General features: G+C 73.7%; 10 protein-coding genes. 2 read left to right on the forward strand and 8 right to left on the reverse strand.

Going from position 1 to position 12,954, the window contains the following annotated elements:
- Positions 1–927: 927 nt before the first annotated feature.
- The gene (locus tag ACGFXC_RS11665) at positions 928–1,239 is read left to right on the forward strand and encodes a hypothetical protein (RefSeq protein ID WP_393711839.1); all 312 of its coding nucleotides are present in this window, start codon (positions 928–930) and stop codon (positions 1,237–1,239) included.
- 19 nt (positions 1,240–1,258) lie between these two features.
- On the opposite strand, the gene ACGFXC_RS11670 is transcribed toward ACGFXC_RS11665, so the two are convergent.
- The 7 genes from ACGFXC_RS11670 to ACGFXC_RS11700 form a co-directional block, all read right to left on the reverse strand.
- A complete protein-coding gene (locus ACGFXC_RS11670) occupies positions 1,259–1,774 on the reverse strand; it encodes a hypothetical protein (RefSeq protein ID WP_393711841.1) in 516 nt (171 codons plus the stop codon).
- 144 nt (positions 1,775–1,918) lie between these two features.
- The gene (locus ACGFXC_RS11675) at positions 1,919–4,168 is read right to left on the reverse strand and encodes a xanthine dehydrogenase family protein molybdopterin-binding subunit (RefSeq protein WP_393712213.1); all 2,250 of its coding nucleotides are present in this window, start codon (positions 4,166–4,168) and stop codon (positions 1,919–1,921) included.
- An 89-nt stretch (positions 4,169–4,257) separates the two neighbouring features.
- The gene (locus ACGFXC_RS11680) at positions 4,258–6,600 is read right to left on the reverse strand and encodes a 2Fe-2S iron-sulfur cluster-binding protein (RefSeq protein WP_393711843.1); all 2,343 of its coding nucleotides are present in this window, start codon (positions 6,598–6,600) and stop codon (positions 4,258–4,260) included.
- Entirely contained in the window at positions 6,597–7,508 is a 912-nt protein-coding gene (locus ACGFXC_RS11685) for an FAD binding domain-containing protein (RefSeq protein ID WP_393711845.1), read from the reverse strand. The genes ACGFXC_RS11680 and ACGFXC_RS11685 overlap by 4 nt, the downstream gene beginning before the upstream one ends.
- Positions 7,509–7,921: 413 nt before the next feature.
- Complete coding sequence (locus ACGFXC_RS11690; RefSeq protein ID WP_393711847.1) at positions 7,922–9,577, reverse strand: beta-N-acetylhexosaminidase; 1,656 nt, start codon at positions 9,575–9,577, stop codon at positions 7,922–7,924.
- Between the two features lie 186 nt (positions 9,578–9,763).
- Positions 9,764–10,054 (reverse strand): DUF3039 domain-containing protein, encoded by a 291-nt coding sequence (locus ACGFXC_RS11695; protein ID WP_267826198.1) that lies wholly within the window; start codon positions 10,052–10,054, stop codon positions 9,764–9,766.
- 29 nt (positions 10,055–10,083) lie between these two features.
- Positions 10,084–10,644, reverse strand: a complete 561-nt coding sequence (locus ACGFXC_RS11700) for a YqgE/AlgH family protein (protein WP_393711850.1) — start codon at positions 10,642–10,644, stop codon at positions 10,084–10,086.
- 262 nt (positions 10,645–10,906) lie between these two features.
- Here ACGFXC_RS11700 and murA point away from each other — a divergent pair, with 262 nt between their 5' ends.
- Positions 10,907–12,244, forward strand: a complete 1,338-nt coding sequence (gene murA, locus ACGFXC_RS11705; RefSeq protein WP_266577095.1) for a UDP-N-acetylglucosamine 1-carboxyvinyltransferase — start codon at positions 10,907–10,909, stop codon at positions 12,242–12,244.
- Positions 12,245–12,440: 196 nt separating this feature from the next.
- On the opposite strand, the gene ACGFXC_RS11710 is transcribed toward murA, so the two are convergent.
- Positions 12,441–12,722 (reverse strand): HU family DNA-binding protein, encoded by a 282-nt coding sequence (locus ACGFXC_RS11710; protein WP_007264399.1) that lies wholly within the window; start codon positions 12,720–12,722, stop codon positions 12,441–12,443.
- Between the last annotated feature and the right edge of the window lie 232 nt (positions 12,723–12,954).

A 12,954-nucleotide genomic window follows, 5' to 3' on the forward strand; every position in this document is an offset into this window, starting at 1 on the left:
CCTGCGCCGGGGCCGGAACCGTTGCGCACCAGACCGGAGCCTCCTTGGGTGAACGGCTGGCCGCTCGCGCCCGCCTGTCGTCCACCGACAACGCCACCCGGCTGCGTCGCAAGTCGGCGGCCCGCCGGGGAACCGTCGCGGGGTCCCTGTGGACCCCCCACTCCACCACCCATCGGTCCGCCCATCCCACGACCAACAGGCTGCGTCCCCTCTGCACCGATGACGGTGCCGCGCGGAAGGCCCGCACCAGAGGGGCCGGCCGAAACGGGGCGCCCGCCCACGATGCCGGCATCGCGAGGCGGTAGACCGGCCTTACCGCTCAGCCCGCTTGGGGGCCTCCCACCCGGCAGCGAACCACCCCCTGCGCTTGGCAGGCCGCGGGTCGGGGGAAGCGACAACGGCGGCATCGGTGGCACGGAGCTCGGCGCACCGCCGGGAAGCGTCGGTCCCCCGCCAGGCAGAGTACTCACGGGCGATGGGGGTGCCTGCGGGAAAGACCCCACATGGTCAAGTCCCACCTCGACCGCGCGGTCCGGAAGTACGGGTGTGGGTCCAGGTCCACCTGACGATGGCGTCCCTGCGGCTGCGCTGCGCTGTCCTGACGCGCCTTCAGCCCCAAAGGCAGCACCACCACCGCCATAGGACGCCGACGGTGCATACGAACCACCGCTCGCCCCACTGCCAGCGCCGCCTTCACGGTCAACGTACTGAAGGCGGTTGTAGGTCACGGGATCAAAGTCCGCTGGTGGCGGGGGGAAGGTGGGGATTTCGGCTCGGGTTAGTTGGGTGGTCGAGGCTTCGTAGGACTGGGCCAGCTTCGTCAGTTGCTGGACTGCCTCGTGGTGGTCGCCGGTCAGTTTGGAGTGGGCCGTCTGGCCCATCTGCTGGGCGTCCGGGTCGTTGTGGAAGCGGTGGGCCGCTTCCAGGTTGGCGGCGGCCGAGGCGTCGTACTTCGGGGTGTTCGCCTTCACCTCGATCATCGTCTGGGCGGCGTGCGTCATCCACTTGCTGCCCTCCGCGCTGTACTCCCCCAGCCGCAGCGTCGCGCTCCCCGCGCGGCTGACCCAGTCGCGGAACGCCTGCGCGGCCTCGCCCTCCCAGCCCTTGACCTGGTGCTTCTTCAGGCTTTCGCCGATCTGCTTGATCGCCTCCGCCGCCTTCGACAGCTGCGTCGCCCGCGCCTTCACCGTCTCCGCGTCCAGCGAGGCGATCATCGCCAGCAGCTGCTCGTGCGTGTAACCCTCGAAGTCCGTCGCCATCAGAAGGAACCCTTCGACGTGCTCGGAGTGGGGGCCGGTGTCGCCGTCGGCGTCGGCGTGGCGGGCTTCGGCTCGCGCTCCAGGGGGTCGCGGTCCGCGACGTAGTCCTTCTTCGACTGCCGGATGATCGTGCGCATCCGGGCCTGCGTCTCCTCGTCCACGTCCACGTAGCCCTTGCCCCCCGTCAGGATCGCGATGCCGAGCGCCTCGATCTGGCCGGCCAGGCCCTGGGAGAGCTTCTGCAGCTCCGTGTGGACCGTCGAGTACGCCTTGAACAGGTCGTCCGCCTCGGGGAAGCCCGTGCCGAGGGTGCCCGTCGGCAGGGTGCCGTGGGCGAGGCGCTTGTCGTCCGCCTCGGAGCCGTCGAGCTTCTTCAGCAGGTCGTCGACCAGCTTCTTGTAGCCGGTCATCGACTCGTACTCGACTTCGAGGGCCTTCGCCTGGCTCATGAGCGAATCCGCCACGCTCGCGCCGACGTTCACCCCGAACAGCCCCGGACCGTTCTCCCCTGCCACGATGGCCTCCCCGCATCCCCGTCACCCCGCGGGCACAGCGCCCGCCCCCGTTCGCACCCGCACGTTCCGGGCGCCGGCGATCACTCTATCGATGAGCGCCGACAGGCCCAAGCTCGGGTTGCACGTGCAATGCGGGTCACAGGGTCACGAGTTGGGCGCCGCCACCGCCGCCGATGGCCGGATCGGGATCCTGTTCACCGGGCGTCCCGTGGCCGCGCGGACCGCCGAGGCGACCGCCGCCGGGGTGGTCACCACCGGCACCGCGCTCGCCGCCTTCGCGCCGAACGGCGCCACCACGTCCCGCTCCTCGACCAGCCGGACGATGCGCACCGCCGGGGCGTCGAGGGACGTCGGCAGGGCGTAGCCCGTCAGGTCCGGGTGGCGTACGAGGCCCGCGACCGAGCGGAGGTTCTCCGTGAGGGCCGCGCCCACGCCCTGGGTGACGCCCGCTTCGATACGGGCCTCCAGCTGGCGGGGGTTGAGGATCCGGCCGACGTCCTGGGCGACCGCCAGCTCCACCACCCGTACCGAGCCGAGCTCGATGTCCACGTCGACCACCGCGCGGATCGCGCAGAACGCCAGGCCGACGAAGGCGTCGCCCTGGCCGTCCGCGTCCAGCGGTTCCGTCGGGTGGGGCCGGCACTGGGCCGTCGCCCAGAGCTCCTTGCCCTCTATCGCCTCCGCGACGGTGGTGGAGAAGGCGCCGTCGTACGACGTGATCCGGCCGTCCGCGATCTGCAGCAGCTCGGTCGACATGCCGAGCTTGTGGGCCATCGGCTGGAGCAGCTGCGTACGGACCATCTTCGCGGCCCGCTCCACCGCGCCGCCCGAGACCCAGGTGTGGCGGCCGTGGGCCGAGGGGCCGGCCGGCGGCTGGTCGGTGTCGACGGGGGCCGTCGCCACCTCGTCGACGCCGAGGACCTCCTGGACGATCTGACGGGCGAGGGTGGCGAAGCCCTGCCCGGTGTCGACGGCCGCGCAGATGACGGTGGCCGTGCCGCCGACCACCTTCACGGTGGCGGTGGAGACCTCGTCGGCGCCCTCCGCGCCGAGCATGTGCACCATGCCGACGCCGTAGCCGACCCCGCGCCGCACCGCGCCCGGTTCGCCCGCGCCCTCGGGGCCGCCGGGCAGCAGCCACTCCTCCTCCGGAGTGTCCTTCGGGAGCGAGGGGAGCGGGAAGTCCCTTACCGCGCGCAGCAGTTCGGCGACCGGTGCCGGGCAGGTCACCGTCTGCCCGGTGGGCAGGAGGTCGCCCGTCGACAGCACGTTGCGCATGCGCACTTCCGCACCGTCGATGCCGAGCGCGGCCGCGAGCTTGTCCATCTGGCCCTCGTACGCGGCGCAGACCTGCATCGCGCCCTCGCCGCGCACGTGCCCCGACGGCGGGTTGTTGGTGCGGACCGCCCAGCCCTCCACGAAGGCGTGCGGAACGATGTACGGGCCGCACGCGAAGGCCACCGCCGCCGCGAGGGATTCGGCGGAGGAGTCGGCGTAGGCGCCCGCGTCCATCAGGATCTGGGCCTCGACCTTGACCAGCCGGCCCTCGGCGTCCGCGTGGTGGCGGTAGCGCAGCAGCGTCGGGTGGCGGTGGGCGTGGCCGAGGAAGGACTCCTCGCGGGTGGCGGCCAGCTTCACGGGGCAGCCGGTGCGCAGCGCGAGCAGGCCGAGCGGGAGCTGGAAGGCGGGGTCCTCGCGGTCGGCGGTGGCGCCGGGGACGCCGGTGACGACCACGCGGACGCGGTCCGGGTCGAGCCCGAAGCAGGCGGCGGCGAGGTCGCGGTCGGTGTGCGGGTCGGTGGAGGCGGTGTAGATCTCCACGCCCCCGTCGGGCCGCGGCACGGCCAGCCCGGCCTCGGCGCCGATGGGGGCGGGGTCCTGGCGGCCGATCCGGTAGAGGCCCTCGACCACCACCTCCCCCGTCGCCTCGGGGTCTCCGTAGCGCAGCGGGATGTGCCGGATCAGGTTGCCGTCCGGGTGCAGGGGGACGGCGCCGAAGGACTGCTCGGGGTCGGTGACGGCGTCCAGCAGTTCGTACTCGACCGCGATGGCGGCCGCGGCGAGACGTGCCGTGTCGGGGTGGTCGGCGGCCACGGCGGCGATGGGCTCGCCGTGGTGGCGGACCACGTCGTGCGCGAAGACCGGCCGGTCGGCGATGCGGCGGCCGTGCGTGGTGGCGCCCGGGACGTCGGTGTGGGTGATGACGGCGCGCACGCCGGGCATCTCGGCGGCGGCCGAGGTGTCGATGGACAGGATGCGGGCGTGCGCGTGCGGGGACCGCAGGACGGCGGCCCACAGCAGGCCCTCGGCCCACAGGTCGGCGGCGTAGGGGAAGGTGCCCTCGGTCTTGGCGCGGACGTCCGCCGAGGGGAGGGAGACGCCGATTCCGCGCAGGCCGGACGGGGGCTGGGGCTCGTCGCCTTCCGCCGCGCCGCCGACCGTGGTGACGGCCGTGGTCGCCGTGGCCGCCGCGTCGTGCCCGCTCACGCCATGCCTCCGTTGTGGTGGATCCCGTGGGGTCCGTCGTTCCCGTCGTTCCCGGGCTGCCCGTCGCGCCCGTCGTTCCCGTCGTGCCCGGGCTGCCCGTCGTTCCCGTGGTGCCCGAACTGCCCGTCGTGCCCGAGCTGCCGCCCGTCGTGCCCGAGCTGGCCGTGGAGCACGTCGTGCCCCTGGCCGCCGAGCGTGTCGTGGCCGGTCTGCGGATCCTGGAGGCCCTGGAGGCCCTGGCCGCCGAAGGTGCTATCGGGGCCGTCGGAGCCGTACCCGTCGTGGGCGCCGTACCCGCCGTGGACGCCGCCCTCGCCGGGCGGCGCCTGGTGCGGGATCCGCGGTTCGGGAGCGCCGGGGCCGCTGGCGGCGGGGGCCGCCTCGCCGGAGGCGGTCGCCTCGCGCTCCGCGACGACCTCGCGGACCGCCTCGATCACGCCCTTGTAGCCGGAGCAGCGGCAGAGGTTGCCGCACAGTGCCTGCCGGGTCTCCAGGTCGCTGGGGGCGTGGTTGCCCTCCAGCAGGTCATGGATGGTCATGGCCATGCCGGGCACGCAGAACCCGCACTGCACCCCGCCCGACCTGCACAACGCCTGCTGGACGTCCGACAGTTCCCCGTCGGTCGCGAGGCCCTCCACGGTCCGCACCTCGCTGCCGGCCGCCGTGGCCGCCGGGACCAGGCAGGAGGCGACGAGCCGGCCGTCGACCTGCACCGCGCAGGCGCCGCACTCGCCCTGCGAGCAGCCGTCCTTGGCGCCGGCCAGGCCGAGCCGCTCGCGCAGCACGTACAGCAGGGATTCGCCGATCCAGGCCCCGGTGACGGGACGGTCGGCGCCGTTGACGCGCAGGACGTACGAAGCCGACGGGTGCTCGTGGTGCGCGACGGCGGGGATTCCCTCGTCCCCGTACGTCTCCTCCCGCACCGGCACACCTTCGGCGCCCCCCTCGTCCGGGGGTGTCACAGCGCTGTCGGAGGTGTCCTCGCCCGGCACCGGCGCGGCCCCCGCTTCGGCGGCGGGATCCGCCTCCTCCGCGGCACCGGCGGACCCGTCCGCCGCGAAGCCGTGCCCCTGCTCGGGCTCCGGCCCCTCGGCCGGAGCCAACGCGCCCGGTCCCGGGACGACATCGGCTTCGGCACCGGCCCCGGCTTCGGCGTCCGCCGGGCGGGGCCGCTGCTCCTCCACCGGCGCCTGCGCCGGGCCGTGGGCGGCGTCGATGTCGGGGGCAGCGTGCGGCACGCCCTCCGGCTCCGGCCCGGGCTGCGGGTAGCCCTCCGGCAGCGGGGTCCCGACCCCCGGGCCGCCCAACACCCGCGGTCCGCGTCCCAGGGCGCCGGCCCCGGGCCCCTCGCCCGGCAGCACCCCCGAGCTCATCTGTCCGTCGGCCCCGGGCTGCGCCCACGGAGCCGCGGCCCCGCCGGGCAGCGTCGCCGGAGCCTGGCTCCAGTCCCCGGCACCCGGAGCGCCCGCGGAACCGCCCGCGTCAGCACCGCCACCGCCCCCGAAGACGTCGCTCCGGAACCCGTCGTCCCCGAGGCCCTCGCCGCCCCGGAACCCCTCACCCGCCCGGAACCGGCCCTCCCGGACGTCACCACCCGAAAAGCCACCACCCGGGAACTCGCCGTCCCGGAACACGCCGTCCCGGAACTCGCCGTCCCGGAGCTCACCACCCGGACGGTCACCGTCCCGGAAGCCATCACCCCGGAACTCTCCGCCCGGGAACCCATCACCCCGGAACTCACCCGCACCCGGGAACTCCCCCGCACCCGGCAGCGGTTCGCCGCCGGCCGGCAGCGTCCACTGCCCCGTGGCCGCGTGCTCCTCGGGCAGGTGCGCCGTCCCCAGGCCGTGCGCCCCGGGCTGCTGGTGCACCTCCTCGGGGAACTGCCACTCGGCCGTGGACCCGTAGTCCCCGACCCCGCCTGCCCCACCGGCCTGCTCGGGCTCCCCGAAGGCCGCCGCCACCGACGGCGGCAGCGGGATGGAGGCCGGGATCGGCCCGCGCGCCGGCGCGGGGGCCTGGGCGGCCTGCGGCTCGGGCCACTGCACCGGCATCGTCCAGGTCCCGGTGGCACCGGGGTCGGCGCTGGCCGAGCCCAGCGGCACGATCATCGGCGGCGGCACGTACCCGTGTCCGGGGGCGGCGAGGGGCTCCCCGTTGTCGAGGGCGTCCAGCATGTCCTGCGGAAGTTTCACGAAGGCCGTGGCCTCGTTGTCGTACTCGCCGCCCTGCGGCACGGGCTCCCAGCCCCAGCCGTTGCCCGCGCCACCCGCCCCGCCGGTGCCGTCCGCGTGGCCCGAATTCCCGGTCGTTCCGCTCACGTTCTCGTTCTCACTCATGAGGTCAGCGCCCTCCCCAGGGCCCTGCGCGCCAGCACGGCCACCGTCCGCCGCAGATGCAGTACTCCGGAGGACACCGGTTCCCCCTGGTCGGGCACGCAGGCGGCCGCGACGTACTCGCCGAAGGCCTCCAGCGCCTCGGGGGCCAGGCTGCGGTCCCCGTCCCAGTCGATCAGCGAGGCCACCCACTGCTCGGCCTCCAGCGGCCGCAGCGGCATCGGGGCCACCGCGCCGATCGCGCACCGCACGCCCCGGCGCGCGGGGTCCAGTACGAGCCCCACGGACGCCACCGCGCGCCCCGGGCCCGTACGCCCCGTGGCCTTCAGGAAGACCTGCGGCGCGTGCAGCAGCGGAACCCGTACGAAGCCGATCAGTTCGCCCGGGCGCAGCATGTCGCGGCCGGCCAGCAGGTGGGAGACCGGGATCTCGCGCTGCGAGCCGCCGGGTCCGACGATGACCAGCACCGCTTCGAGCGCCGCCAGCACGGGCAGGGCGTCACCGGTCGGCGCGGCCGTCGCGATGTTCCCGCCGAGGGTGCCGGCGTTGCGGATCTGCGGCGGGCCCGCGGCGCGGGCGGCGGCCGCGAGCGCCGGGATGAGAGCGGCGAAATCCGGCCGTCCCATCCGGGCGTGCGTGAGTCCGGCGCCGAGCAGCGCGTGCCCGTCCTGGTACTGCCAGCCGCGGATCTCGTTGATGCGCCCGAGGCCGACCAGCGCGGCCGGGCGCAGCAGCCCGGCGTTGACGGCGGCCATGAGGTCGGTGCCGCCCGCGACGGGCACGGCCGCGGGCATGGCGGTGAGTGCCGCCACGGCCTCGTCGAGCGAGGCCGGCAGCGTCACGGACTGCGCCGCCCGGGCCGCCTGCGGCCCCTGAGTCGAATGCGATGCGTGCGGTGCGTGCGTGGTCAACCCAGCTGCCCCTTCCCGATGTCCCGGTCCCGGCGCTCACGCCTGTCCGCCGTACGGTACGTGCTCACCGCCGGGACGTGGCAACTCTGGCACATCTTCGGGGCCGCCCCGCGCGAGGGTCCGCCGGGCGGCGCCGCCCGTTCCGCGGGCCGGCGGGGTGCCGGACGGGCCCCGGCGCGGCCGCCGCACGGTGCGGAGACGGCCTGCACGCCGTCCCCGCACCCCCCGCACCCCCCACGCGCACCCCGCGCACCTCCGACGCGCGAGGTGGCCCGCCGTCCCCGGATGCCCGCGAGCCTCCCCGGAAAGCCCGTTTTCCGCCGGATCCACCTCATTCGAGGCAGAGTTCCAAAGGTTTCCGAAGAGTTCCGCTTCCGGCCGTACGGCGCGGGGGCGGCGGCCGGGGACCCGGGTCACACGATCGGGGGCGCACCTTCGAGCGGGCGTCCGAGGAGTCCCGGACGGCGCTGCCAAGGCAACGGTCCCGCCGGTGGCCGGTACTCGACCCCGAGGGCGTCGAGCCGCGCGTAGTGCGCCGTCATGCGGGTCTCGAACCCGGCGTAGTCCCGGGATTCCGGTTCGGGCAGCCGGGACCAGACCGCCTCGGCGAAGGCGGCCAGCCGCGGGAACACCTGGTAGTCGACCCGGCCCTGGTGTTCCATCACCTCGGTCCACACGTTGGCCTGCGCGCCCAGCACGTGCGCGGCGGCCTCGGGCGAGAGCTTCGGCGGTACCGGCTCGAAGCGGTAGACGTCCTCCAGGGTGCGCACGTACCCGATGGGCACCGGCTCGTCCGGGCCGGGCGCCTGACGGTGGTCCAGGTACACCTGCTGCTCGGGGCACATCACCACGTCGTGCCCGGCCTCGGCGGCCGCGATCCCGCCCGCGTACCCGCGCCAGGAGGAGACGGCGGCGCCCTCCGCGAGCCCGCCCTGGAGGATCTCGTCCCAGCCGATGAGCCGGCGTCCGCGCGCGGTGAGCCAGCGGTCGAAGTGGCGGATGAACCAGGCCTGGAGGCCGTCCTCCCCGTCGACGCCCAGTTCGCGGATCCGCTCCTGGGCCAGCTCCGAGGCGCGCCACTGCGTCTTCGGGCACTCGTCGCCGCCCACGTGCACGAAGGGCGAGACCTCCGGCGGGAACAGCTCCAGCAGCTCCTCGAACACGTCCTCGTAGAAGCGCAGTACGTGTTCGGTGGGGGCCAGGACGTTCTCGTTGACCCCCCAGTCGTCCCACACGCCCAGCGCCGCCGTGTCGACGACGTCGCGGTTGCCGAGCTCGGGGTAGGCGGCGATGGCGGCCTGCGAGTGCCCGGGGATGTCGACCTCGGGGACGATCCGCACGTGCCGTTCGGCCGCGTACGCGACGATCTCGCGGATGTCGTCCTGGGTGTAGAAGCCGCCGTGCGGGGTGTCGTTCCACAGCGGCGAGGCCCGGTGCCCCCAGCGGCTGCGCGCCCGCCAGGCGCCGACCTCGGTGAGCCTCGGGTGGCGCTTGATCTCGACGCGCCAGCCCTGGTCGTCCGTCAGGTGCAGGTGCAGCACGTTCAGCTTGTGCGCGGCCAGCAGGTCGATGTGGCGCAGCACCCCGTCCTTGGGGGTGAAGTGCCGGGCGACGTCCAGCATCAGCCCGCGCCAGGCGAAGCGGGGCCCGTCCTCGATCGTCGCGTACGGGATCTCCCGCGCGGGCCGTCCGGGCAGCGGGGCCCTGCGGTGGGCGTCGGGGCCGAGCAGCTGGCGCAGCGTCTGTGCGCCCCGGAAGAGCCCGGCGGCGGTGGCTCCGGTGAGCTCCACCCCGTCGGCGCCGACGGTGAGCCGGTAGGACTCCGGCCCGTGCCCGCCGGCCCGTGCCGGGTCCACGGCCAGCCGTACGTCGGCCCGCGCGCCGGGGGCCGCGGGCGGCAGCAGGGCCCAGCCGGTGGCGGCCCCGATCTCCCGGCGCACCCACCGGGCGACGCCCTCGGCGCCGGGTCCGGCGGACAGCGCGGGATCCGGGCCGAAGCGGTGGCGGCGGCCCTCGCCGTCCACGACGGCGACCCGGGGTGCGGGGATCAGGTCCAGGTCCAGGTCCATGCGTCAGCCCTTCGCAACGACAAGCCCGTTGCACCCTGCGCAACGCCTGTTTCACAGAGTGCTCTTGGCGCCGACCCTAACCCGCCCCCAGGACGCGCAAAAGGCCTTCGGGACGTGCAAAAGGCCCCCGGCGCGCATCACTGCGCACCGAGGGCCTCCGCCGTCGAAGCGGGGGGCGTCCCGCCGCTACTTGTCCTTGCCGCCCTTGTCCTTGTCCTTGTCGCCGCCGGCGCCCATGGACTCGTAGATCTCCTTGCACATCGGGCAGACCGGGTACTTCTTCGGGTCGCGGCCCGGTACCCAGACCTTGCCGCAGAGCGCGACGACGGGGGTGCCCCCGAGCGCGCTCTCCATGATCTTGTCCTTCTGGACGTAGTGGGCGAAGCGCTCGTGGTCGCCGTCGCCGTGGGACACCTGCGGCGTCGGCTCTACGAGGGTCCCCGTACCAGTCCCGCGCTCGGGCTCAAGAGTGCTCATGAAATCCAGGGTACTGAACCCCGCGCGGGTCAGTTCAGCGACGGGTCGTCCAGATAGGTGGCGACCATGGCCAGCTCGCTGCGCTGGCGCCGCAGCACCGCCCGCCACAGCCGTTCGGGGTCGGGGAAGGAGACGTCTCCGGGCTCGGAATCGACGACGTACCAGGCACCGTCGCGCAGCTCGGTCTCCAGCTGGCCCGGCCCCCATCCGGAGTAACCGGCGAAGATGCGCAGGCCGCCCAGGGCGGCGGCGAGCAGTTCCGGCGGGGCCTCCAGGTCGACGAGGCCGATCGCACCGTGCACCCGGCGCCAGCCCAGCGGTCCTTCCTCGCCCGGGATCACGGCGACGCCCAGCGCCGAGTCCAGCGCGACCGGACCGCCCTGGAAGACCACCCCCGGGTCACCGGCCAACGGCGCCCACGGCAACAGGATGTCGCGGACGTCCACCGGCGTGGGCCGGTTGAGGACGACGCCGAGGGAGCCCTGCTCGTCGTGGTCGAGCAGCAGCACGACCGCGCGGTCGAAATTCGGGTCCGCGAGGGCGGGGGTGGCCACGAGCAGCCGCCCTGTGAGGGAGGACACCTCGGTCATGCGGACATGATCCCGCACAATCGCCCTTCAGGGGGAGCGGGCGGCCGTATCCGATCACGCGCAGCTCAGGGCGCACGGCGGCAGAACGCCGCGCGCGCCGCCCGGGCCGCCGGAACGCGACACTCCGCCACCTTCCGCACACTGAGGGTGCTGTACCGAATTCATGACAGTCCTACGGCCGCGTCAGCCATACAAACAAGGGGGTAGTGACCCTTACCCTTTTCACTGGCCCCCTGCCCATCCTCTCCGGAACGCGAGATCCATGACCGGCAACGATGTCCTGCTTGTCCACGGCGGAACCCCGCTCGAGGGCGAGATCCGTGTCCGCGGCGCGAAGAACCTCGTGCCGAAGGCCATGGTCGCCGCCCTGCTCGGCAGCGAGCCGAGCCGGCTGCGCAATGTTCCCGACATCCGTGACGTGCGGGTCGTGCGCGGGCTGCTCCAGCTGCACGGCGTGACCGTGCGGCCCGGCGAGGAGCCGGGCGAGCTGATCCTCGACCCGACCTACGTCGAGAGCGCCAACGTCGCCGACATCGACGCGCACGCGGGATCCTCCCGGATCCCGATCCTCTTCTGCGGCCCGCTGCTGCACCGCCTCGGCCACGCCTTCATCCCGGGCCTGGGCGGCTGCGACATCGGCGGCCGTCCGATCGACTTCCACTTCGACGTGCTCCGCCAGTTCGGCGCGACCATCGAGAAGCGCGAAGGCGGCCAGTACCTGGAGGCCCCGCAGCGCCTGCGCGGCTGCAAGATCCGCCTCCCCTACCCCTCGGTCGGCTCGACCGAGCAGGTGCTGCTGACGGCCGTCCTGGCCGAGGGCGTGACCGAACTCAGCAACGCGGCCGTCGAGCCGGAGATCGAAGACCTCATCTGCGTCCTGCAGAAGATGGGCGCGATCATCTCCGTCGACACCGACCGCACCATCCGCATCACCGGTGTGGACCGGCTGAGCGGCTACAACCACAAGGCGCTCCCGGACCGCCTGGAGGCCGCCTCGTGGGCTTCCGCGGCCCTGGCGACCGGCGGCAACATCTACGTCCGCGGGGCGCAGCAGCGCTCGATGATGACGTTCCTGAACACCTTCCGCCGGGTCGGCGGTGCGTTCGAGATCGACGACGAGGGCATCCGCTTCTGGCACCCGGGCGGCCCGCTGAAGGCCATCGCGCTGGAAACGGACGTCCACCCGGGCTTCCAGACGGACTGGCAGCAGCCGCTGGTCGTCGCCCTGACGCAGGCCTCGGGCCTGTCGATCGTCCACGAGACGGTCTACGAGTCCCGCCTCGGCTTCACCTCGGCGCTCAACCAGATGGGTGCTCACATCCAGCTGTACCGCGAGTGCCTGGGCGGCAGCGCCTGCCGGTTCGGCCAGCGCAACTTCCTGCACTCGGCGGTCGTCTCCGGCCCGACCAAGCTCCAGGGCGCCGACCTCGTCATCCCCGACCTGCGCGGCGGGTTCTCGTACCTCATCGCGGCGCTGGCCGCCGAGGGCACCTCGCGCGTGCACGGCATCGACCTCATCAACCGCGGCTACGAGAACTTCATGGAGAAGCTCGTCGAGCTGGGCGCCAAGGTCGAGCTGCCGAACGGCGACCTCGTCTGATCCCGCCCGATCACCTTCCGGGGCCCCCGACGGGCCCCGGAAGGCCCCGTACGGGCCCCTGAGGGCCGGCTGGACGGGGCCGGGCAGGCCGAAGGGCGGCCACCCCCCGCGGGGGGTGGCCGCCCTTCGGCGTTGCTCAGTGCTACGTACCACTGCCGTCCCGAGGGCCGGTGCGGCCCTCGGCACAAGGGCGGTGCTACTTGCCCTTGGCGGCTTCCTTGAGCTTGGAGCCCGCGGAGACCTTCACGCTGTAGCCGGCCGGGATCTGGATGGGGTCGCCGGTCTGCGGGTTGCGCGCGGTGCGAGCGGCACGGTGGGTGCGCTCGAAGGTCAGGAAGCCGGGGATGGTGACCTTCTCGTCGCCCTTGGCGACAATCTCGCCGACGGTCTCGGCGAGCGCGGCCAGAACGGCGTCGGCGTCCTTGCGGGTCACCTCGGCGCGCTCGGACAGAGCGGCCACCAGCTCACTGCGGTTCATGTTGTACTCCCGTGTTCAACGTGCCTTAGAGGCGTGAGATCGAAGCCGATGCTGCCAGGGTCCTCGGACAGTCCCCGGACCCGGGTCTGAACGTCAGACCCTCTCGCCCGGTTACGCATCCTGCCCCCACCAGCGGCGGGAAAGCCAATCCGGCACCCGCCAGGGTCACACGAAAAGCGCCACAGTCACGCCGCGGTGACGCTCCGTCCGCACCAAAGGCTCCGACGGGTCC

Source organism: Streptomyces sp. NPDC048507 (assembly GCF_043199995.1).
Lineage (GTDB): Bacteria > Actinomycetota > Actinomycetes > Streptomycetales > Streptomycetaceae > Streptomyces.

What these genes read in the sequence shown, in the direction of transcription:
- ACGFXC_RS11680 (WP_393711843.1), bottom strand. Translation starts at nt 6,600, where the DNA reads ATGAGTGAGAACGAGAACGTGAGCGGAACGACCGGGAATTCGGGCCAC.
- ACGFXC_RS11690 (WP_393711847.1), bottom strand. Translation starts at nt 9,577, where the DNA reads ATGGACCTGGACCTGGACCTGATCCCCGCACCCCGGGTCGCCGTCGTG.
- ACGFXC_RS11695 (WP_267826198.1), bottom strand. Translation starts at nt 10,054, where the DNA reads ATGAGCACTCTTGAGCCCGAGCGCGGGACTGGTACGGGGACCCTCGTA.
- ACGFXC_RS11700 (WP_393711850.1), bottom strand. Translation starts at nt 10,644, where the DNA reads ATGACCGAGGTGTCCTCCCTCACAGGGCGGCTGCTCGTGGCCACCCCC.
- murA (WP_266577095.1), top strand. Translation starts at nt 10,907, where the DNA reads ATGACCGGCAACGATGTCCTGCTTGTCCACGGCGGAACCCCGCTCGAG.
- ACGFXC_RS11710 (WP_007264399.1), bottom strand. Translation starts at nt 12,722, where the DNA reads ATGAACCGCAGTGAGCTGGTGGCCGCTCTGTCCGAGCGCGCCGAGGTG.